We start from the raw sequence: 22,375 nt of genomic DNA, 5'->3' as shown, positions 1-22,375 counted from the left end.
ACTATCGCGACATGATTACCATTATTTGGTATTACCCACTTCAACCTCAGCAACGGGGACAGGATTGGCTTCCGGCAACGGCAAGTATATTGCGAACGTACTTCCCCGTCCAACCTCACTCGCCACAGTCACATAGCCGCCATGCGCCTCAGCAACCCATTTCACAATCGATAGCCCTAAACCGGCCCCACCACTATGCCGGGAGCGCGAGCGATCTACTCGGTAAAACCGCTCAAAGATATGATCACGTGCCTCTTCACTGATGCCAACACCTGTATCGGCAACGCTTAGACAAGCAAACTGCTCGTAACGTTCTAAACTTAGCATGACCAGGCCACCGGGTGGTGTATACTGCAACGCATTGACCCCCAAATTCAGCAACGCCTGTTTGATACGGTCACGGTCACCGTACACCAGAATTTGATCCTCAGCACCGATCCGCAGGCGTACCTGCCCTGCCAGTGGTCGCAACTCGCGGAAGACTTCTAACAATAGCGTATCGAGTTCTATCGGTTCATGGCGCAACACTACGTGAATTTCGCTCTGCGCCAGTAAGAGCAGGTCGTTCACCATCCGAATCAAACGCGCCGTCTCACGCCGCATGTCACCGATCACTTCTTTGAGCAGCTCAGGATCGGGACAGGTACCGCGATCCAGAATTTCGAGATTCCCCTGCATCGCTGTCAATGGCGTGCGCAACTCGTGGCTCACATCGGCAACAAACCGCTGCTGCGTCACGAAGAGACGCTCAAGGCGTGACAGGAGTTCGTTGATGGTAACTGTCAGCCGTTGTAGCTCATCACGCTGCGCAGGTTCGGGGATACGTCGCCCCAAATCCTCGGCTCGCACAATACTTTGCGCCGTCGTAGTGATCTGCTCGATTGGACGCAATGTCCGCTTCGAGAGGTACATCGCGCCTAAACCATTGACGATCAATGCCAGAAGACCACCGCCAATCAGTATCTGCTGCAACAAGGTCAGGGTGTTTACAACATCATCAAGTGGACGCGAGACCTGCAAAAAGCCAATTAATTGACCATTGCGCAGGGTAACCGGTGTGATCAGCGATTTGACCGGCACCCCATTAATTTCGCGTATCACACTCATCTGATCATTGCCAGCGGTAATATTCGGTATCGCATCCGGCGGCAGCGGTAGCATGTGTGCCTCAAGATTCGGTGTACTACTTACCAGTGTGCCATCAATCCGAAAAAACTGAACGCCAACACCGCGATTGGTAAACAATTTGATAAAATCGCGATTCAGGTAGAGTTGTAGTTCACCACTGGCAGTGCGAATACTCTGAAATCCGACTGCCGAAAGGATCGCTTCTACCTGCTGTGTTGCTGACGTAAGATCACGCTGCACACCGGAGTATAGCGCCTGGGCAACTGCGAAATGGACACCAACTCCAATCGCACAGAGTGCCAGAGCAAACATACCGGTGTATAGCAACGTTAGCCGCACGCGAAATGGCAGCGGCGGCAAGTGCAGTCCTATGCGATTAAAAATAGATTGGCGTTGACCAAGTCCTTCAGTCGTCGGCTGCGAGTGATCTACCGACGTTACCCGATCTGTTGCTACTTCACGATCCATTATTGCTCCCAAATGGGTGTAGCGCTTGATGACTGAAGCTGACACCTGTATTTTTGATCAGCATACCACACACAGCATATGTTTGTCGGATGTGACATCAACTCTGCTTCCATAGAAGGCATGGCTCCCTCTCCAACGTCACCTGAATGCCACACTGTGGTACGCAAGCGCTGTTCTTCCCTGGGAGCACAAGTCTGTCTCGCCGGTATCGCAAGCCAGAACTAACATGCAACAAGCAGGAGCCATCCGGCACCGGTGGTTTCACCCCCCTAGCAGTGGTGGTGGGTGGAGGATGTTGCGTAACACCACTGGACGTAATACTGCCACGACGCGTCCATCATCCACGACGTTGATGCAGTACCAAGACAGGACAGCGCGTGAGCCAGGTCGTGCACCGCTAACGAACTACCGCTGACGCGCTGTAAGCACGCCGGCAGTGCGCCAGCACGAGATTGACAAACCGCAAGAGATTCGAGCCGGCCTTATCTACCATTTGATTTCGGTATCATCTCAAACACGCACTACGTGATGATGAAACAGGCAACATAACCACCGGGCAGATCAGATCATTACCCGACCTGCCCGGTGGTTAGCGTTTTACCATCTCGATCAAACCCGTACCTGCACCCACCGGAAAAGGCTTACGCCTACAGGTCATCCCGTTGTGCGCAAACCGGCAGCAATCGCATTGACTAGCAGCAACAGATCGATCAATGTAATCTCGGCTGCCGGATCATCAGCCGCACGCTGGGCACGCCACCGACCCAGCAGCTCTATCTGCCGGCGATGCAATGGTGCCAACCCGATCTGCCGTCGGGCCAGTGTCGCAGCCACCCGTGGTCGCCGCTGCTCAAGCGGCATACCAAAAATAGCCGTCAATGCTGTTTCGGTACGTGTAAACTCCGCATCAATCAGATCGAGGAATCGTCGCCGTATCTCATCATCTTCGACTAGCTCAGCATACGCATGCATTGTCTCGCGATGTGCCGTTTGCAAACTCGTCCCAACATTGGCAAGCAAGTAACGTAATAACGGCCACCGCCACTGCTCTTCACGCAGTTGCTCCCATAACGCCGGTTCCTCTTCTTGCAAGGCCGTTAGTGCACTCCCCACTCCGTACCAGCCTGGCAGGTAAAAGCGAGCCTGATTCCAGCTAAAGACCCAGGGTATGGCCCGCAGATCGGCCAGCGTCGCCTGTCCGGTACGCCGCGATGGACGTGAGCCAATCCGGCTTTGTTCGATGACGTCAATCGGCGTGGCCTGACGGAAGAAGGTGATGAAGCCATCACGTTCAACCAGTTCGCGGTAGGCGATACGCGACTTCTCGGCCAGCCAGCCGATCACTGGCTCCAGCGGATGCGGCTCTTCCGGTTGCCGTTGCTGGAGTAACGTATGCTTAGTTGTCCCGGCAATGAGCAGTTCCAGGTTGTATGCAGCGGTAAGGCGATTGGCATACTTCTGCGAAATGACCTCGCCTTGTTCAGTGAGACGAAGATCTCCATTCAAACTTCCCGGTGGCAGCATTGAAATGAAGCGGCTGGTGGGTCCAGCACCACGGCTGATCGTGCCACCACGGCCATGGAAGAAACGAATCCGTATTCCGCGTGCCCGTCCCACTTCCGTCATTGCCCGCTGTGCCTGATGTAATGCCCATTGACTGGCTAGAATACCACCATCTTTGTTGCTATCGCTGTAACCGATCATCACTTGCTGCACTAACTCGCCACCCTGGGCCTGAGCGATCAAACTGCGGCGCGTCACCGGGTGGTCGAGAATATCGGCAAGAATGCGGGGGCTATGTTCGAGATCTTCGATTGTCTCAAACAATGGAACAACCGGCAACCGGCACACCAGACCCTCTGGAGTGGCATATGCCAGACCGGCCTCACGCGCTAGTAGGTACACGACCAGAACATCAGTTACATCACGTGTCATGCTGATGATAAGCGGGCCAAGGCCGGCTGTACCATAGCGAGCAATGTGATTGGCAAGAGCACGATAGCAATCAACAACAGCCGCCGCCTCATGGTCAAGCGGTGTATTAGGATGAGCAAATGGCCGTGGTGAAGCAACCTCACGCTCTAACAATGCCCGCCGTCGCTCAGGATCACCACCGAGTAGATCGTCAGATGATAAACCGGCCGCTTCCAGCAACTGCGCCAGGGCCCGATCATGAAACTGGCTGTTCTGGCGAACATCAAGTGTAGCCAGATGAAAGCCAAAGGTGTCAACCAGTTGCATCAATGGTCGGATCTCAGCATCAGCCAGTCGTCCAGCCCCTACTTCACGTAAGTATCCGGCAAACTCGCGCAGATCATTGAGCAGTTCATCGGCACAACGATAACGATCAGGATCGTCAACCAGCCGTGCTGCTTCAGCCGGTGCATCATCTATTGGCAAGCGGGCCAGCATCAGGTTTAGCGCCTGCCGCCACGGCTCATTGGGGTTACGCGCCACTGCCTGCGCACCTCGACTACCCAAACCACTCGACAACCGACGAATCTGGTCAATCAGCCCCGCTGGTGTTGGGACGAGCAGATCAGAAATGCTGAGATGGCTCGCTGCCTGTCGAATTCGACGCCGTAGGAGACGCAAGGCTTGCAAACGCATTTCACGCAGGGTTTGCGCGGTAATTTCGGCAGTCACCAGTGGATGACCGTCGCGATCACCGCCCACCCACGACCCAAAACAGAGCTTCGGCCAGGTATCGCTCAATAGCGCGGGATCGAAACCGGCTTCCTGCCAGGCATAACGCAACTGATTATCAAGCACGGGCAAAACATCGGGAAAGACGTTGACCAGGTAGTGCAGCACATTACGCACTTCGGCAGGCACACCCGGCTTACTCAGGAAGACATCGCCGGTACGCCACAATCGTTCAATCAGGGTCTCTATATCTGCCGTGATCTCTGCCTGCTCCGCTGGTGACCAGCGCTGACTCTCGCGACGCACCAGCAATAAGTACAGCTCGCGATAATGGGAGAGGACTGTAGCCCGTTTGGCCTCGGTTGGATGTGCTGTGAGCACCGGCTCGACATGAATTTGAGGAAGCGCCGCCGCAATCTCTTCACCGGTTAAACCACTTTGGTGCAGCTTCTGCAGAGCATCTCGCCAGCGCCCCAGCTCCGGCGGGATTTTCGGATCGCGATCAGCAATCCGACGCTGCTGCACGGCCGCGTTTTCCTCGGCGATATTGAGCAATTGAAAGGCAATAATGAGTGCCTGTGCCAGTGCACGAGTCGGAATATGATCACCGGAAGTATGCGAACCCAACCAGGGCAATGCTTCCGATACCAGTTCAGCATCAACGTCACGCAATACTCTGGCAAAACAATCGAGTAAGAAGGTGAAATCCAGATCGACCTTCTCCTGATCCAGTGGTTGCATGCGTATGCCACCTTTCATGTCATGCAAATGGAATACGTATGGTCGCAATGATAATACCATATCAGAGTTTAGACGGGAGAGACTTATCTCCCAAATCCCTGAGCAGAATCCTGGTCCATCTGGTATCAAATCCGGGTTGAAAAAGTTATAATAGCGCACTACCTACCGTCATCTGTAATATCAAATCTGTTAGAGAATTCATGACCCGCTAGAACGTATTTCATAAAGCTGCGCTGTCGTGCCACCAGACTGTCACCCAGGCTCATGAACGCTTACCAATCACCAAAGACAGCATATCAAACCGTTATGAAAGTGAGCAGCACTGGCGACCCTCTACGGTACCATCACCCGCTGGATTCAGTTGCCTTGCCCGCTCGCCATGCGCGTGTCGCGGAGTTTGAAGTGCGGCAGCCACGCTGCCGCGCCAGCTATACTCACAATCAGGCGCGTGTTACACCGTTCACCCTGCTGGTCACGGGTATGATGTGTGTTCTCGCCGCGCTAGCAAGGAGGGACGACACATGCGTCGCCCCTACTACGACCATACCGACAACATTGCCAGTATCACGCCTGGCAAAGCACTCCTGCACGGATCTCACAACCTGAGTGATGCACAGTGTCAGTCAAGATGTGATATGCATCCCGCCAGTCCTGCACTCCACAGACAAAACATCCAGGAGGCAACCATCTGGCTGCCCCCTGGACTGATACTCACATCAGGCTTGATCTGGTAGTAACCGCTACCGCTAGTGGAACTGCTCTTCCTCAGTGCTACCGGTCAGCGCCGTTGTGCTGATCTCGCCACCGGCAATCACCTGCGCCACCTCATCGAAATAACCGGTACCAACCTCACGCTGGTGACGGGTCGCCGTGTAACCGTAGGCTTCTGCCGCAAATTCCGCCTGTTGCAATTCACTGTAGGCAGCCATCCCTCGATCACGATAGTTGCGCGCCAGGTCAAACATGCTGTAGTTCAGCGCGTGGAAGCCGGCTAGAGTCACAAACTGGAACTTGTATCCCATTGCACCCAATTCACGCTGGAAGGCCGCAATCGTCGCATCGTCCAGCTTCTTCTTCCAGTTGAACGATGGCGAACAGTTGTAGGCCAACAGCTTGCCGGGGAATTGGGCGTGAATCGCCTCGGCAAAGCGGCGTGCCTCTTCGAGATTTGGCTCGCTCGTTTCGCACCAGATCAGATCGGCGTAGGGGGCATAGGCCAGACCACGGGCAATCGCCTGATCAAGGCCGGCGCACACCCGGTAGAAGCCTTCGCTGGTGCGCTCGCCGGTGCAGAAGGGCCGATCCCGCTCATCAATATCACTGGTGAGCAAGGTAGCCGCATTCGCGTCGGTGCGCACTACAATGATCGTCGGCACCCCCATCACATCGGCTGCCAGACGAGCCGCCACCAGATTGCGGATCGCTGCCTGGGTGGGGATCAACACCTTCCCGCCCATATGACCACATTTCTTCTCCGAGGCAAGCTGATCCTCGAAGTGCACACCTGCCGCCCCGGCTTCGATATACGCCTTCATAATCTCGAAGACATTGAGCGGGCCACCAAAGCCGGCTTCAGCATCGGCCACAATCGGGGCAAACCAGTAAATGTCATTTCGCCCTTCGCTGTGATAAATCTGGTCGGCACGGCGGAGGGCATTGTTGATGTTGCGCACCAGTTGGGGGCCTGAATTTGCCGGATAGAGGCTCTGATCGGGATACATCTGCCCCGCCAGGTTGGCATCAGCGGCTACTTGCCAGCCACTCAGGTAAATGGCTTTCAGGCCGGCTTTCACCTGCTGCATTGCCTGATTACCGGTCAAGGCACCCAGGGCATTGATGTACGGCTCGGTGTGCAAGAGGTTCCACAAGCGCTCGGCGCCCATCCGCGCCAGGGTGTACTCAATCTGCACCGAACCCCGCAGACGATACACATCCTCTGGCGTATAGGGACGGACAATGCCGGCAAAACGCGGCGTGTTCCAACTGTCAGCAATCTGCTTGATCTGTGCGGCACGATCCATGTGCGTTTCTCCAATTTCTGCGCTGAATCTGACGAACACGGTCTCATTGATGCTTAGCAGTATAACACTCTGCGTTACGGAGTAGTTACATTTTTGTGAAGGTGAGTGCAAATAACACCCTACCCTTCCCACGTGCGACCGTAATTCTCAGCCAGTTTAGTCAGGATGGCCTGTTCCAGATCAATGTCAAGCAGGTAAGCCAACTGGAAGAGGTAATTAGCCACATCGGCCAGCTCACCGGCCAGCGCTTCCCGGTCACGTGGTTCGTCACGGAATTGAAAATGTTCGAGTAGCTCCGCAGCCTCGACCGCCACCGAAATCGCGATGTTGCGTGGTGTCTGCGGGAAAATACTATCAGGCGCATACCATCCCTTATCCGTGACAAACCGATTAATTGCGTCGGTTAATTCAGCTATTGTCATCGGCATGACCAGCCTCTCCTTTCGTTGCAACCCATTTGTTTCATTGTAGAGCAAGAATGGTACAATAATGGCGAATATTGATAGGGAATTGGCGACCGTGCCAGAGGAGGAAGACGATGCTCACCGTGGATCAAATAGCGCAGTACTGCGAACAAGAAATTGCGCGGTTGCAACTGGCCGGTGATCGCGAAGAACTGCGTCGGCTGCAACTGGCTATCGGTGTGTTGATGAAGGCAGCCGAGCAGGTTCGTGATCGCGAGACGGCTATGCGTTTCCGCATCCTGGCTGCCCGTGCCGCCAATGCCCAGGAACTTATCACCGGTGAAGATTAGGCCAATGCAGGCCATTAGTCCAGGGAGCAATGACGTTCCATGAGCCGATTCGCAATTGAACTGGCCGATATTCAGGCTGCCCGACGGGCGTTGCGGGATATTATTCTGCCCACACCAGTCTTGCCGGCCACCCGCCTGAGTACTGAACTGGGTGGGTCAATTTTTTACAAGGCCGAAAATACCCAGCAGAGTGGTTCATTTAAAATTCGTGGTGCTTACAACACGATTATTCATCTGTCACCTGAAGAGAAACAACGCGGCGTGATTGCACCATCCGCCGGGAATCACGCTCAGGGTGTCGCGCAGGCAGCCCAGTTACTGGGGGTAAAAGCGACGATTGTGATGCCTGAACGCGCCCCATTGACCAAGGTGGTGGCAACCCGCCGATTGGGCGCTGAGGTCATCTTGCACGGCGCCACCTTCGATGATGCGATGGCCTACGCGCACGCTCTTCAAGAAGAACGTGGGTTGACCTACGTCCATGCCTTTGATCATCCACGGGTGATCGCCGGTCAGGGAACAATCGGGCTGGAACTGGTCGAAGCCCTACCCGATTTAAACCAACTGGTCGTACCAATCGGCGGTGGTGGCCTGATCAGTGGTATCGCCCTGGCCGTGAAGACATTGTTACCGCATGTGCGCATCATCGGTGTACAGGCTGCCGGCTGTGCGCCGGTGCCGGCCTCACTCGCTGCCGGTCATCCGGTAACGGCACCGACTGCACATACGATTGCTGATGGTATCGCAGTAAAACGTCCTGGTGAACTCACCCTACCGATGATCCAGGCGCTGGTTGATGATGTTGTTACCGTTGATGATGAAGAGATTGTGATGGCAATCGCGCACGTGTTGCAATACAGTCGTCTGGTTGTTGAGGGAGCCGGCGCCGCAGGTGTTGCAGCCCTGCTCAGTGGTAAAGTGCCGGTGCAACCACATCAGGTGACGGCAACGATCCTTTGTGGGGGCAATATCGACGCGAATCTGCTGATGCGGGTGATCGAGTATGCTCTGGTTCGCCAGGGACGCTATCTCTTGCTCCGTACCAGCGTCGATGATCGCCCGGGCGGCCTGGCCGGCCTGGTCAATCACGTTGCCTCGACCGGTGCCAGCGTCATGGATCTCTTCCACCGCCGTGGTATGTGGCGAGTGCCAATTGACCGTGCCGGCGTTGAACTCATCCTTGAAGTCCGTGATGAAGAGCACGCTCAGATGGTCATCAATTCTCTCGAACAGGCCGGTTATCATTGCGAGCGTGAACCGAACTGGCCGATATGATAATCATCGCTTCCTCTGAAACAGTACGCCTTGTTGAGGGATCGCCTGATGTGCTTAGAACTTATTTCGTAAAAGTTGTGCTGTCGTGATCCCAAACGGTCGCACAGGTGCATGAACGCTTGCCAATCACCAACAACAACATATCCCACTGCCAGGCTGCCGGTATGGCAGCAAGGATGGCTAACGACTATCTCCGATGCCATCACGCGCTGGATGGGTTGCCTTGCCCACTCATCATGCACATAATGCATGAGATAATTTCTAGTAGATGTTTTTTAATAGGTTCTAGCCATCCACATCCTGCGTTGCCTGAAGTGTGGAAGCTGTGCTTTCGCACTTCAGGGTGGTATATCGTCTGGAAGCGGAAGGACAATCCGTATTCAGCGTAGCTCACTGCATCTGACGACTGCAATGCCTGCTATAATGCCTGCGCAGAATGGTGAGAGTATCCGCAGCAGGAAGCCACCCGCATAGTCGCCATCCCAATCACGCGATAGACATCAAGGCGACACCGCTACCTGCACAGCCGGTTTTTTGGATAAACTCTCGCGATCACGATGACCGGTATTCTTCCACGGAGACACACTATGGCATCACTCCGTGCAACTGTTGCCCGCCTCCGCCAGTTACGCATGGTGGAATTGCAACTGCTCGTTACCGTGCTGCTCTTTTTTGCGGCCGGTTATTTGTTAGTCGTTGTTGCCACTGGCCAAAGTGAATTGCAGACGACAATTGAGGGGTTGGCCAGCATCCTCTGGCCATCAAGCCTCCCCCTCGTGCTGTTTCTCGCCATTTCGCTTGGTCTTTCATGGCGCAGCCCAACAGCCGACCAGGTGATACTGCCATTAGTGGCCTTACTGGCCGGACTGAGCCTGATGATGACGGCGCGGCTTGAGCCAGGTCTCAATCAGATTTACATCTGTAGCAACCTGGCTGGTGAGCGGTTCCCTTGTTACGAAGGCATCGCTGCCAGGCAAACCCTGTGGGTAACGCTGGGCACGCTGATCATGGCAACCATCCTTTTTACCCCCCTCGATCATCTCTGCATCCGGTTGTTCCGTCTCTCATTCATCGACGTGCTCGATCACTATCGTTACCTTTGGCTAACGCTCGGATTGGCACTCATCCTGGCGACCTTTGTCTTCGGCGTTGACCCCAATAACAGCGGAGTACGAGTCTGGTTTAATCTCGGTTTCTTCTACTTCCAGCCGTCGGAACTACTCAAGATCATTCTGGTTATCTTCATGGCCTCGTATCTCAATGAATACCGTGAAGTAGTACAGTCGAACTATCGGATCGGGCCTTTTACCTTACCACCACTCCCTTACCTGGCTCCACTGGTCGGTATGTGGGCTATTGCGATGTTGACCATCGTCTTCCAACGTGATCTCGGCGCAGCACTCCTGCTGTTTGGAGTCTTCCTCGCCATGCTCTACATCGCCACAGGACGCGGCCTGTATGTTGTCGTGGGAGTGGCTGCATTTGCCGGCGGTGCCTATTTGCTGTACCGTCTGCTGCCCATCGTGGGCTTACGGGTATCGGTCTGGCTTGACCCCTGGGCAGTGGCTCAGGGATCTGGCTACCAAATCGTACAGGCGATCTATGCACTGGCGTCCGGCGGCATCTTCGGGGCTGGCCTGGGGCGCGGTGTGCCAGAGTATGTACCGGCGGTGCATACCGATTTTATCTTCGTGGCAATTGGTGAAGAGATGGGGTTAGCCGGTACACTGGCCGTGCTGATCGCGTACATGCTCCTCATTTTTCGTGGTTATCACCTGGCATTAGCGATTCCGGGCCGTTTTCGCGGGTTCGAGCAATTGCTAGTCGTGGGGCTTACGTCGATCATTGCCGTACAGGCATTTATCATTTTAGGCGGCAATCTACGCCTGATCCCGCTAACCGGTATTACGTTGCCATTTATCTCGTATGGCGGTTCGTCGGTTGTGGTGAACTTCCTGATTATCGGCCTGCTCTTACGCATCTCGGTGAGTGATCAGCGGTACTGATCAGACGCTATGCCATACCGAGAGTACCCTTTCGCCACTCCTTATCCTCACCACATCCCTCGTATGGCAATATGAACAGTCACATGCACCCTATTGTAGGGGTAGGTCTAGAACCCGCCCCTCCGTAGCATGCCGGTGATCCCCGTGGATCGTTGCAGCGGGAACGGATGGTCACGGTTCGCCGCATATCCGGTGGAAGACAGTGACGAATCGTATCACGCAAGATGTGATCTGGCAGGAGAGAACCATTACCACATCCACCACGTGCGATGTTAGAACTTACTTCATAAAGCTTTACGGTTGTGCTCCCAGACTGTCACTGAGGCTCACGAACGCTTGTCAATCGCCAACGACAGCAGGTACTGCTCCTGACCTGTTGGCAGAACGCAGCTCCGGTCGTGCCATCATGCGCTGGATGGATTGTCTTGCCCGCGCATCATGCGCGTGTTGCGCAGTGTGGAGTGCGGCAGCCATGCTGCCGCACCAGCCACGCTCAAGGCCCGGTACGAGGCCCGCAGTGTACCATGTTGGTCACAAATTGGCACAAACCCGAACCAAATACGCGACAGCGGAAACCCATCTCCCGCCCCCGCTGGGGGCGGCGTGGGGTGGGGGCGTGTCACACATTAGCCCCGCAAGCAGCACACGGGCAAGTCGCGCAAAATTCCTCTCCCTGGCACTGCATCTGACCGCGAAGGTACGGAACATCTGCGACAACCCACCAGCGGTTCGCTGGTGGCAAACCTGGCAGCGCTTTGGCAATCAAAAGACGCACAGCGTCAGCCAGGATTTTGCATAACACACGATAACGGGACAGGTTTTAAACCCGCCCCGTTATCGCAATTCATAATGGCAATAAGATAAAGGTTTCCTTCAGACAATGATTATGCCAACTTAAGAACTCCCAACTCCTTCTCACATCCGACCCCGCAGCATCCCATTCCAGTACATCGCCGGTAAGCCGTATGCCTTCAGCGCATACATGCTGTAGCGCTCCTGGGACTGATCGAAGGGGAAGCTCTCTTTGGGCTGGTTAGTGTAATCGAATTCGGCCAGGATCAGACTACCATAACCGGTCACCAGCGGACATGAGGTGTAGCCGTCGTAAGTGGCGGGAAGCGTCTCATTCGCCATTGCCGCCATCAGATTCGCAACCAGCACCGGTGCCTGCTTACGGATCGCTGCTCCGGTCTTCGATGTCGGCAGATTCGAGCAGTCGCCCAGGCTAAAGACGTTGGGGTAGCGCACGTGTTGCAACGTATGCTTATCAACCTCTACCCAACCGGTAGTATGAGCCAGTTTACTGCTCTTGATCACATCAGGTGCACTCATTGGCGGTGTTACGTGCAACATATCGAAATGGACGGTCACCGTCTCCTTAGTTGCCAGATTCATAAACACCGCTTCACGCGCTTCACCGCGCACTTCAATCAGATCGTGCTGGTAATGGACATCGACACCCTTGCGCGCAACAACCCGATTCAGCGCATCAGCATACTTCTTGACAGCAAAGATTGCTGTACCGGCATGGTAAAAGTTGATCTTACTCTGCTGACGAACGCCTGATCGACGGAAATAGTCATCGGCCAGATAGACGATCTTCTGCGGTGCACCGCCACACTTGATCGGCGTACCCGGTTGGGTGAAGACCGCATTTCCACCACGGAACGTGCGAATATTCTGCCACGTATACTCAACGGTGTCATACGAGTAGTTCGAGCAGACGCCATTCTTCCCCAGCGTCTCCGGCAGACCCTTGATCTTGCCCCAATCAATCTGAATACCCAATGCCACAACCAGATAATCGTAGGTGATAGTCTCACCGTTGCTTAGGGTCAAACTATTCGCATCAGGGTCAAATGCCTTGACTGCTTCCTTAATCCATGTCACACCGGGTGGAATATAATCGGCTTCCGGGCGTGCCGATTGCTCACGGGGAAACACACCACCACCAACCAGTGTCCACAACGGCTGATAGTAATGTACGGTTGATGGTTCGATCAGTGCAACCTCTGGCGGATTCGGTTGATCTATCAATTGGGCCGCAACGGTAAGACCGCCGGTACCACCACCGGCAATAACAACCTGATAGTGGCTCTTGGCCATAGCAGTACCTCTTTCTCATGCGAATAGCAGCTTATGCTGCGACATGCCGGTAACGAGTTTCTAACTAGCCCGGCAATTTCTGACCGAATCGTTCGGCGAAATTCAGGGCAAAACCGAGTGAGCGTTGGACATCGCGGTTGAACAGTGCGCCCAGTAACGCCATCGGCCCGGCCCGTCGTGGTTCGCGTTGAGCACTTACCAGCGCATGGGCCGCAGCGCCCATAACCTGCAGGGTCTTGGGATCAAGCACACCCGAACTCATCAGGGCTTTCATCTCATCGGATTGCATCAAGGCAACCAGATTGCGTAGTGCGATCAAACCCTGACGTGCCGTGTCTTCCAGATCGATGCCCTGCTTACGAATCGCCGCGTAGAGTTCATCGATCATATCGACGGTCATAGCCGCAAAACCCGGTGCCTGCCGGGCCAGTTCATCGAGTGTTACCAGTTGTTCACTCAAGCCAGCCAGTGCTCGTAAAGTCGCCGGCTCGGTTAACCGCTCAAGCGCGACGAGACCTATCTTCAACCGTTCGTCAATATCAACCCCGACACTGGCAGCGTCACGGTACAACCCATCGACCGTATCAGTCGCCATCGCCAGTAGTGCCGGCGCTTCATCGGCGAGGGTATTAACCTTCGCCAGGTGCCGTTCGAGCCGATCCATCCGCTCCATCAACTGGTTGAGGAGTTCAGCAATGTGACCGGCTTCCAGCGTGTGAACCGCACCGGCTGGTCCACTGTTAGTATGCGTGTACGTCATAGTACTCCCTGCGTCTTGCGCCCGCTACACAGCGGGCTAACCATTATTCACCTTGCGGTTGTTTCTGCCGGTAGTAATGGCCACTCCTCCCGGCAGAAACAGCACGCTGTCAAACAGCAACTGCTGAAGCCAGTTCTCGCCAGGTGCCCTGCGGATCGACCAGTGTTGCTACATTGGTAAAACCAAACCGGCGCAGTAAGCTCGTGCCAACCTGTGAGCGATAACCGGTTGCACAGTGCGCAATAATCGGGGTATCACGTGGAATGTCGTCCAGACGGCGCGGCAGGTAGCCGAGCGGAATGTGCAGCGCACCGGGCAGATGAATCTCTTCGTATTCGGTCAGATTACGCATATCGAGAATGACTGCCGAATGATCGCTCAGTGCGGCGCTCAGGTCTTTCACCGTAGCGGTCGGCAACTGCACGAGATTATCACCGAGTGCCGACGCCGGCAGATAACCGGGAATATCATCTACCCCAATCGCCCGCAAATCCTTCAAAATCTGATTCATGTCGGCGTCATCCGGTACGACCAGGTAGGTTGGCTTGTTGAAATCGACGAACCAGCCCACATACGTGCTGTACATCTTGCGGATGGGAACACTAATGCTGCCCGGAACGTGACCGGCGACAAACTCGGCAGCACTGCGCAGGTCAAAGACCATTGCCCCCTCTGCCATTGCCTGATCGAGAAGTGGTCGCTCGACCTCTACCGGGGTTGCCAGATCATGCAGGAGCGCCGGCCCGACCTTGTTGACGTACTTCATGCGGGCAAAGTAACGCGGTGGTTCCGGCTGACCCTTCAGCAACCAGCGCACAAACGCATCTTCATCGTCAAACTGGAACGCCGGGTTGAAACGCTTTTCATAACCGAGTGTGCTCGATGGAATGGCGCCCAACGCCTTCCCACACGCGCTGCCTGCACCGTGAGCCGGCCACACCTGCAAATAGTCAGGAAGTTCGGCAAACCGTCGCACCGACTGGAACTGCTTGCGTGCCCCTGGCTCCTTCGTGCCAGCAATACCGGCTGCCTCTTCCAGCAAATCAGGGCGCCCAACATCACCAACAAACAGAAAATCACCGGTGAACACACCCATCGGCTGATCGGCAGCGGCAGTATCGGTAATCATGAAAGCAATGTGCTCTGGGGTATGGCCGGGAGTAGCAATCACCTGTACCTTGATATTGCCAACTATCCACGTATCGCCATCCTTCACCAGAATCGCCCTCTCGATCTCCGGATAGGCATACTTCCAGTTGGCATCACCCATATCGCTCAGGTACATCTGCGCACCGGTACGAGCAGCCAGCTCACGGACGCCACTGACAAAATCAGCGTGAATATGGGTTTCCGTGATGTGGATAATCCGTAAGCCCTCTTTAGCGGCGACGCGCAAATACGGTTCTACATCGCGCATCGGATCGATGACCATTGCCTCACCGGTCTTTGCACAACCGATGAGGTACGAAGCCTGCGCCAGCATCTCGTCGTAGAAATACTTCAGCAACATCGCTCTACTTCCCTTCTTTTTCACGTATGATCAGCTGTACCTGATCCCGCATGACAGCATTGGCGCCAATTGCTTGTTGAGAGTGTTGGGATTTGACAGTTATGACGATAGCAGAAATACCCCCTTGGCAGAAGCCGAAAGATGCTTATACTATCTCTAAGCAGAGACTTATAGCTCAGGTGCACAAGAATCATTGCATCCAGGAATAGATGCATGTTGCTGGATGTACAGGTCTGAACGTTTAGTATCGATAGGTTCTCTCAACAGCATAACCAGGAGCAACGATGCTCGATCTCTACAAACTCGATATCTTCACCCGCGTTGTAGCCGCCGGGAGTCTCAGCAAAGCGGCTGAACAGTTACACATGACGCAATCAGGGGTGAGCCAGCATATCCGTGCGCTCGAAGATTCGTTAGGCACTGAACTCTTCGTGCGTGGCCGGCGTGGTGTTGAACTGACGCCAGCCGGTCAACGCCTGCTGGCGTATTGCGAGGGCATTTTTCGCCTGGTCGCCGAGGCCGAACTGGCTGTCACAGATGTTGCCGGTCTGCGTGATGGACAGTTGACGATTGGGGTGACACCCGGTGTAAGCGCCTATCTCTTACCTGAATGGGTACAGATGTTTCGCCAGCGCTACCCCAACCTCGCTGTGAGTACCCAAACTGGCACGACTCCATCAATTGTGCATGAATTACGGAATGGTGGTCTCGATCTGGGGGCAATCGAGGGTGAACTCGATAGCGCGGAACGGGATTTGCAGCAACAAGCGTTGCGCGAATTTGATCAATACGTTGTCGTTGGTCGCCGCCATCCGTGGTGGGGACGTAGTGAGGTTCATTTGCACGAGCTATCGGGTCAGCCAATGGTGATGCGCCAATCGAACAGTCAAACGCGCATCTGGCTCGATCATGCCCTGCGTGAGCAATCATTAACGCCACGCATCATCGCCGAACTCGACAATCTGGAGTCGATTAAGCGTATGGTGATGATCGGAACCGGCCTGACAATCCTGCCGCTCTACGCTGTAACTGCCGAACAAGAAGTTGGTGCCCTGCATCCAATCCCTATCGCTGGTCGGCCACTACGTCGCACATTACGCCTGCTATGGAGGGCAACCCGCCCCTTATCACCGGTAGCGTATGCTTTCCGACAATTACTCATTGCGCATTACGGTCATTGATTTTTGCCCGCAGGCGCTGTTGCATCTGAACGATCAAACGCTCCTCCAGAGCAGGTGGTAGTGGCGGTGGTTCATCTGCAAGGTGATGGAGCAGGCTCATCGTCTGCCGCAACGACGCCAGTAATCGCCGACAATCTGGACAACGACGAAGTTGCTCTTCCAATTCACTACACTCAGCCGCACTCAATTCACCATCGAGATAATCGTTCAGGAGATCGATGAGTTCATGACAGGAATGATGGTCACTCGTCAACATCACGCTGCTCCTCCACCGCTTCGACATAGCGAGCCAGCAGTTCGCGCAGGCGCAAGCGGGCACGATGCAGACGCACCTTCACTGCTGCCGGGCTGATACCCAGTTGTCTGGCCGTCTCTTCAGTACTCAGATGCTCAATATCGCGCAAGACTGTCACGACCCGCAATGCATCGGGTAATGTGGTGATTGCCTGCATAATTTCGCGCCGTAATTCCTCATCGAGCACACGCCTGGCCGGATCAATAGCCCAGCGTGGTGCAAATTGCGAGAGTGAGATGTCGCTGCTGAGATCACCTATTTCGTCAAGATCGAGCTGCGCCCGCTTCTGCCGCAGCAGCATCAATCCCTCATTCGATGCAATTCGGTAGAGCCAGCTTCGTAAACTGCCGGCACCGGTATATTCGGGTAACGCTGCGCACGCCTTGATAAAGGTCGTCTGCAACACATTCTCGGCTTCGTCAGCATTGCCTACCAGGTGGAGTGCGCGGGCATACACCAGCGGAGCAAAACGTTTGACAAAACACGTACAGGCATCAGGGTCACCGCGCCGCAAACCGGCCAGCAGAGCCTCTTCATCATCGTATAGTGACAGATCAATGGTCAGTCCCGACACAGCAATTCCTCCAGCACAGCTACTTTTTTCAGTATAGCACGTCTGCGATGGAGTACAGCTCTCGGCGCTTTTACCATCTAAACCTGTTCCACAGCAGTCTGTTGCGGAAGGAATTGCGTAGACATCAGCCTGCACTCCACCAGAAGCAATCCGCGAGCTTCAACTGCTATCGCCGATAGCCCTGTTCTTACAAGCCAGCCACGACTCAAGCGACTGTCTGCACAACGCTATCGGGATAGCCGAAAGCATCACCTTCAGCTATCCCGATAGGAGAATCCTGCATTTAACGGCAGGTAAGACGACACCGGCTTTCTTGTAGTCTACAGAGGTATCACTCTCGCAGACCAGGCATTACCCCGCCGCAGCAATCGCTTCCCGCAGTTTATTGACCATCATCCCTTCGGGCACCGCACCTTCGATATGCACAAGATTATCAATGACGGTTTTGGGGACTCCCATCACTGCATAGCGGTCGCCCAATGCGGGGAATTCGGTCACTTCGATGCCTTCGGCAGAGATGTACGGATTGGCCAGAGCCAGGCGGTACGCCATCACTACTGCGCGCGGGCAGTATGGACATGTCGGAGTCACAAAGACTTGCAAGTGCATTGGGGATTGAATCGTCTCCAACAACGCCAGAGTCGCCGGTTGCAAGTCGGGCTGTACCGCACCACCAGCCAGACGGATAGCTTCAATTAAGGAAGCAAATTCATAACCACTGGGCAATCCGGCAAAGCGTAGGCCGTGATTCTGCCGCTCTTCACCAACCAGGAAGACAATCCCAGGCGCTTTGTCAACACCCAATTCTGCAGCATAGGCGCTGTCCTGCTCCAGATCATAGACGTGCAGACTCAGCATTGGATGGAGGGCTACGACTTCTTGCAATAGTTCCTGGGTGACCTCACTGTACTCACCACTTTCGGCAGAGGTGAAGAGCACGATGCTTACCGGTCGCTTCAGACCTGTAAACACTTCCTGCACCGCCTTGCGATCTTTTTCCTGTATAAGAGCCATGTCTTGTTCCTTTCACAATAATTCGCATCACTACCAATAAGATGCAAGGCCGGTGCGTTTAGTTACATTGCCGTTTTCAGGCACGACCTTCTCTCATAGCCATGATACCAAAGCCTACTCCACACAGCACGAGTATTCCGGCCAACGTGCTATTCACCGCATAACCGGCAGTCACACTCAACCATGGCGCTACAAGTGAACCAAGAATCCGTCCGCCGCCGATACTGGCTGTCATTGCCGCGAGGACTGTTCCACGCCCCTGCGCACTGAGACCACTGATCAAGGGGAAGGTCGAGACGATGGCAAACTCAAAGCACAAATCAAACGCCAGCAGCAAGATCAGAAACGTGAGCCATGACGTACTCTGCGGCAACAAAAGCAACCAGACGCCTACCAGCGCAAACCCACCGAGCACTGCTCGTCGCTTACCGATGCGGTCGGTGAAGAGGGTTGCTGCCAGCGAACCAACCAGCTCAACGCCCCCTAATAACCCGAAGACAAAACCCAGTTCTGCCGTGGTAGCCCCAAATGTGTGCTCTAACCAGCCCGCATAGCTGACAAAAATCAACTCAACGGCAGCCATCTGCACAAAGATAAAACTCAGCGCAGCCAGGATAACCGGTTTGAGCACGATCTGGATTGGATTGCCCCCGGCAGATGCATCGCCACCGGACTGCACGTAATGAATGGACTCATCGTTTGGTAGCATTGTCATCAAGGCAACCGTGGCAATGCCAACAACCGTCAGACCGGCAAAAACCATCGCTAAACCAAACTGTTCTGCCACCCAGGTCACCAGCGGCACACCGAGTAGCGCCGAGAGTGCCCAGCTCAACTCCAGCACCCCTAGCAAACGCGCTCGTTGGGAATAGTGACTGCGAGCGCTTACATAGCTCTGCAACGCCGGCATCGCAATCGCCACTGCCAGACCGACAATCGCATATCCGGACAGGAATAGCCCAAAACCACTACTCACAGCACAAACTGCAACCCCCAACACGAAGATGATCCCGCCCCAGAGGATCACAATCCGATCACCAAACCGATCACTCAACACCCCACCCAGCGGACTCAGCAGCGACGCGGCAACCTGGACAGTTATTAACAGACTGGCTGTACTCAAATCCACGGCAAAACTGGCAGCAAGAAACGTCAGCAATGGGTAGACCAGCCGAAAGACCAGACTGATCAGCCAGCGCATCCAAACCAGCATTGCCACGTGGAACCACGATAGTGTCTGTAATTTCGTTGTTGTACCTGTTATCATACTCACGACACTCTTTCATTGACAGCCAGTTCACAGCAAGCTATCATTTTAGCTACCGTAATCGCTGCTTAGACAACAAACTTACATGTATGCAACGCCAGTATCACTCGTGGCACAGCCCTGCCCTTAACCGAACGATGGAACTACTTGTTTTTGGTCATGCCGGTGCGCCGGTCCTGGTCTTTCCCACATCACATGGTCGCTTTTACGAGTATGAAGACCGGGGGATGGTTGCAGCACTCAGTCATCACCTTGAACAGGGTTGGATACAACTTATTTGCGTCGATAGTGTCTACAGCGAAAGCTGGTACAACTACACTGCCGACACCGATGCCCGCATCTGGCGCGAAGAACAGTACGAGCACTATCTGATAACTGAAGTGTTACCGCTCGTGCGCCATCTCAACCCCAACCCGTTCCTGATCGCCACCGGCTGCTCATTCGGGGGCAGTGAGGCGGTCGTCTTTACCTTGCGTCATCCTGGCCTGGTGCGGCGAGTAATTGGTTTATCGGGCCTCTACGATCTAAAGCGATTTTTCAGCACCTATACGCAGGGTGTCTATTTTCACAATCCGGTGGACTTTGTGCCCAATTTAAACGATCAATGGACAATAGATCGCCTGCGTGAAACCGACATCATCCTGGTCACCGGAAGAGACGATCCGTCAGCGTGGTCGAACGAGTTGTTGTCGAGTCAATTGTGGGCGAAAGGCATCGGCAATGCGTTGCGCATTTGGGATGGCTGGTACCACGACTGGCCTTACTGGCAACGCATGATTGTACAATATATTGGCGGACATGATTGAAAGCTATATACGGCTAATGGGTACGTGAAAACCGGATCGGAAACCAGGATACACCAGGCGTGGAAGCAGAACTTATTTCATAAAAAGAAAGTTGTACTGTCGCGATCTAATAACCATCTCCGGTGCCATCACGTGCTGCATTGGTTGCCTTGCTCGCTCATCATCCGTGTGTGGCGTCGTTTGGCGTGCGGCAGCCATACTGCCACGCCAGCCGTGCTCACGATCTGGCGCGTGCAACGTCGTTCACCCGGCTGGTCACGCGGATGCCGAGTGTGCTCGTCATGAACATGGAATCGAGCAGCAATGAATTAAGATACCTTCTCGTAGATGTTTTTTGAAATAGGTTCAAATATATTTCAGGGAGCTATTGGCAGCCTGGTGGAAAAGATACTTGCGGATCGCGATCAAGGGAACTGATTTCATAACAGGCTGAATGTTAGAGCATGGCACAGGCTTGAAGCCTGCGCTATCCTTATCTTGCAGTATATTCCCGGCCAGAATCCACTTTCATACCCTTGTGAAAAGCCGGTACCTTCGGACTATTCAACCATCCTGTGAGGCGTTCTATACTGATAACCAGAGCAAAAGCTTTTGCGGGAGTGCGTGCTATGCAGAACAAACCCGGACAATCTATCGTTGAGATGGCACTCTTGCTGCCGGTTATGCTGATCGTCTTGTTTGGTATCATCGAATTCGGGTATCTGATCTTCGCCTACTCGATGGTATCACAGGCAGCACGCAACGGTGCCGAGGCAGCCGCGCAATTGCCGCCATACGAAAGCTGGTTGCAATTGCGGAACAACCCACCGGCCAATTATCCCGGCTTTGCAGCAGATGCCTGCGTGCGCGGGATTATGGAAGCGATCCGGTCGGACATTGTGCTGTTCGATGGCAGTGGGAATGAGGGACGACGGATTGAGGATTATGTTATCATTCGCTATCCGAATGGTGGTCAAACCCGAAATCTTAATGACCGCGGGCCAATTGAGATCGAGATTAACTATCCGGTACGGAGCATTACGCCACTCTTCGACTTGATTGGGCTGCAAGACGGCACAATCAACCTGCGTGTCGTCCAACGCCGTTCGATTGAGAACCTGGGCGTTGATCCCAGGAACCCACGTGGCGTAGCCTGTGCCCGCGATGTTGCCGATTGGCAAGAGATGCAAGTGCTGATGCAACCGTAGGAGAGTGGGGACATGATGAACACGAAACGTCGTCGCAAAACAGTCGGCCAGGCGATAGTTGAATTTGCCCTCTCGGCTACGGTCATCTTTCTCTTGCTCGCCGCAGCCGTTGATCTCGGTCTGATCTTCTTTACGCTTCAGGCGTTACGGGCCGCAGCGCAGGAAGGTGCTACCTATGGTAGCTATCCGGTGGTGGTAACCAACAGTAGCGGCCAGGTAACTGAAGTACGCCTGAACTATGCCGAGATTTTTCAACGTATTCGCACTGCCGGCGGGACCCAGCCGATGGGTGTAGCAAATCTGCTTGATCTGAATGGCGATGGGGTGGATGATGCCAACCAGACGGCTGTGTTCAATCCAGGTAACCCGACGAATCCAAATGGTTTTGTGATTATTGAAAACCCCAAGGGTGCCAATCCAGCGAATCTGAGTGGAACATGCGCAACAAGGACACCGCGGGTCGATATGCGCAATGCCGGTCAGAATTGCTGGATCAGAGTAACCATTCGCTACCGTTACCGGCTCTTCTTCCCATTCGCGCCGGCATTCGGACAGGAGATTATTCTGCGCGTTACCCACACAATGCCCATTCGTAGTCAATTTGTCGGCTGATAGACGACAGCCCGCCACCGTTTA

The 22,375-nt window shown here is 54.4% G+C and carries 18 protein-coding genes; 7 read left to right on the top strand and 11 right to left on the bottom strand.

Features of this window, described 5'->3' with window-relative positions:
- Positions 1-21: 21 nt before the first annotated feature.
- From VAE57_RS10890 to VAE57_RS10875, 4 genes are all read right to left on the bottom strand, one after another.
- Entirely contained in the window at positions 22-1,596 is a 1,575-nt protein-coding gene (locus VAE57_RS10890) for a sensor histidine kinase (RefSeq protein WP_322821905.1), read from the bottom strand.
- A 654-nt stretch (positions 1,597-2,250) separates the two neighbouring features.
- Positions 2,251-4,983, bottom strand: coding sequence for a phosphoenolpyruvate carboxylase (locus VAE57_RS10885; protein WP_322821904.1), 2,733 nt, complete (start codon positions 4,981-4,983; stop codon positions 2,251-2,253).
- 746 nt (positions 4,984-5,729) lie between these two features.
- A complete protein-coding gene (aceA, locus tag VAE57_RS10880; RefSeq protein ID WP_322821903.1) occupies positions 5,730-7,004 on the bottom strand; it encodes an isocitrate lyase in 1,275 nt (424 codons plus the stop codon).
- Between the two features lie 119 nt (positions 7,005-7,123).
- Positions 7,124-7,432, bottom strand: coding sequence for a nucleotide pyrophosphohydrolase (locus tag VAE57_RS10875; protein WP_012259720.1), 309 nt, complete (start codon positions 7,430-7,432; stop codon positions 7,124-7,126).
- Between the two features lie 110 nt (positions 7,433-7,542).
- Here VAE57_RS10875 and VAE57_RS10870 point away from each other — a divergent pair, with 110 nt between their 5' ends.
- The 3 genes from VAE57_RS10870 to VAE57_RS10860 all read left to right on the top strand — a co-directional run bounded on the left by VAE57_RS10870 (position 7,543) and on the right by VAE57_RS10860 (position 11,039).
- The gene (locus VAE57_RS10870) at positions 7,543-7,758 is read left to right on the top strand and encodes a hypothetical protein (protein ID WP_322816685.1); all 216 of its coding nucleotides are present in this window, start codon (positions 7,543-7,545) and stop codon (positions 7,756-7,758) included.
- Positions 7,759-7,797: 39 nt separating this feature from the next.
- Positions 7,798-9,033, top strand: a complete 1,236-nt coding sequence (ilvA, locus tag VAE57_RS10865) for a threonine ammonia-lyase (RefSeq protein WP_322821902.1) — start codon at positions 7,798-7,800, stop codon at positions 9,031-9,033.
- Between the two features lie 587 nt (positions 9,034-9,620).
- Entirely contained in the window at positions 9,621-11,039 is a 1,419-nt protein-coding gene (locus tag VAE57_RS10860; protein WP_322821901.1) for an FtsW/RodA/SpoVE family cell cycle protein, read from the top strand.
- A 915-nt stretch (positions 11,040-11,954) separates the two neighbouring features.
- Here the strand turns inward: VAE57_RS10860 and VAE57_RS10855 are convergent.
- The 3 genes from VAE57_RS10855 to VAE57_RS10845 all read right to left on the bottom strand — a co-directional run bounded on the left by VAE57_RS10855 (position 11,955) and on the right by VAE57_RS10845 (position 15,415).
- Entirely contained in the window at positions 11,955-13,145 is a 1,191-nt protein-coding gene (locus VAE57_RS10855) for an FAD/NAD(P)-binding oxidoreductase (RefSeq protein WP_322821900.1), read from the bottom strand.
- Between the two features lie 64 nt (positions 13,146-13,209).
- Positions 13,210-13,905, bottom strand: coding sequence for a DUF1641 domain-containing protein (locus tag VAE57_RS10850; RefSeq protein ID WP_322821899.1), 696 nt, complete (start codon positions 13,903-13,905; stop codon positions 13,210-13,212).
- A gap of 109 nt (positions 13,906-14,014) precedes the next feature.
- On the bottom strand, positions 14,015-15,415 hold the full coding sequence (locus VAE57_RS10845) for an MBL fold metallo-hydrolase (protein ID WP_322821898.1): 1,401 nt from the start codon (positions 15,413-15,415) through the stop codon (positions 14,015-14,017).
- 284 nt (positions 15,416-15,699) lie between these two features.
- Here VAE57_RS10845 and VAE57_RS10840 point away from each other — a divergent pair, with 284 nt between their 5' ends.
- Positions 15,700-16,596, top strand: coding sequence for a LysR family transcriptional regulator (locus VAE57_RS10840; RefSeq protein WP_322821897.1), 897 nt, complete (start codon positions 15,700-15,702; stop codon positions 16,594-16,596).
- Here VAE57_RS10840 and VAE57_RS10835 read toward each other — a convergent pair.
- From VAE57_RS10835 to VAE57_RS10820, 4 genes are all read right to left on the bottom strand, one after another.
- Positions 16,574-16,852, bottom strand: a complete 279-nt coding sequence (locus VAE57_RS10835; protein ID WP_322821896.1) for an anti-sigma factor family protein — start codon at positions 16,850-16,852, stop codon at positions 16,574-16,576. The two genes, VAE57_RS10840 and VAE57_RS10835, sit on opposite strands and share 23 nt — an antisense overlap.
- Positions 16,839-17,465: an RNA polymerase sigma factor gene (locus VAE57_RS10830; RefSeq protein ID WP_322821895.1), complete on the bottom strand. Its 627-nt coding sequence runs from the start codon at positions 17,463-17,465 to the stop codon at positions 16,839-16,841. Before VAE57_RS10830 ends, VAE57_RS10835 begins: the two co-directional genes overlap by 14 nt.
- A 351-nt stretch (positions 17,466-17,816) precedes the next feature.
- Positions 17,817-18,479, bottom strand: a complete 663-nt coding sequence (gene pdo / locus VAE57_RS10825; protein ID WP_322821894.1) for a protein disulfide oxidoreductase — start codon at positions 18,477-18,479, stop codon at positions 17,817-17,819.
- Between the two features lie 76 nt (positions 18,480-18,555).
- Positions 18,556-19,746 carry an MFS transporter gene (locus VAE57_RS10820; protein ID WP_322821893.1) on the bottom strand — a complete coding sequence of 397 codons (1,191 nt, stop codon included), beginning with the start codon at positions 19,744-19,746 and terminating at the stop codon, positions 18,556-18,558.
- Between the two features lie 89 nt (positions 19,747-19,835).
- Here VAE57_RS10820 and VAE57_RS10815 point away from each other — a divergent pair, with 89 nt between their 5' ends.
- The 3 genes from VAE57_RS10815 (at position 19,836) to VAE57_RS10805 (ending at position 22,351) form a co-directional block, all read left to right on the top strand.
- Positions 19,836-20,552, top strand: a complete 717-nt coding sequence (locus VAE57_RS10815) for an esterase family protein (protein ID WP_416208445.1) — start codon at positions 19,836-19,838, stop codon at positions 20,550-20,552.
- A gap of 608 nt (positions 20,553-21,160) precedes the next feature.
- The gene (locus VAE57_RS10810; protein ID WP_322821891.1) at positions 21,161-21,739 is read left to right on the top strand and encodes a TadE family protein; all 579 of its coding nucleotides are present in this window, start codon (positions 21,161-21,163) and stop codon (positions 21,737-21,739) included.
- A gap of 12 nt (positions 21,740-21,751) precedes the next feature.
- On the top strand, positions 21,752-22,351 hold the full coding sequence (locus VAE57_RS10805; RefSeq protein ID WP_322821890.1) for a TadE family protein: 600 nt from the start codon (positions 21,752-21,754) through the stop codon (positions 22,349-22,351).
- Positions 22,352-22,375 lie beyond the last annotated feature (24 nt).

The sequence above is a fragment of the Chloroflexus sp. genome (assembly GCF_034434295.1).
Taxonomy (GTDB): Bacteria; Chloroflexota; Chloroflexia; order Chloroflexales; family Chloroflexaceae; genus Chloroflexus.
Note: the sequence above shows the minus strand (reverse complement) of the source record. Positions and strands in the feature narration are given on the sequence as shown.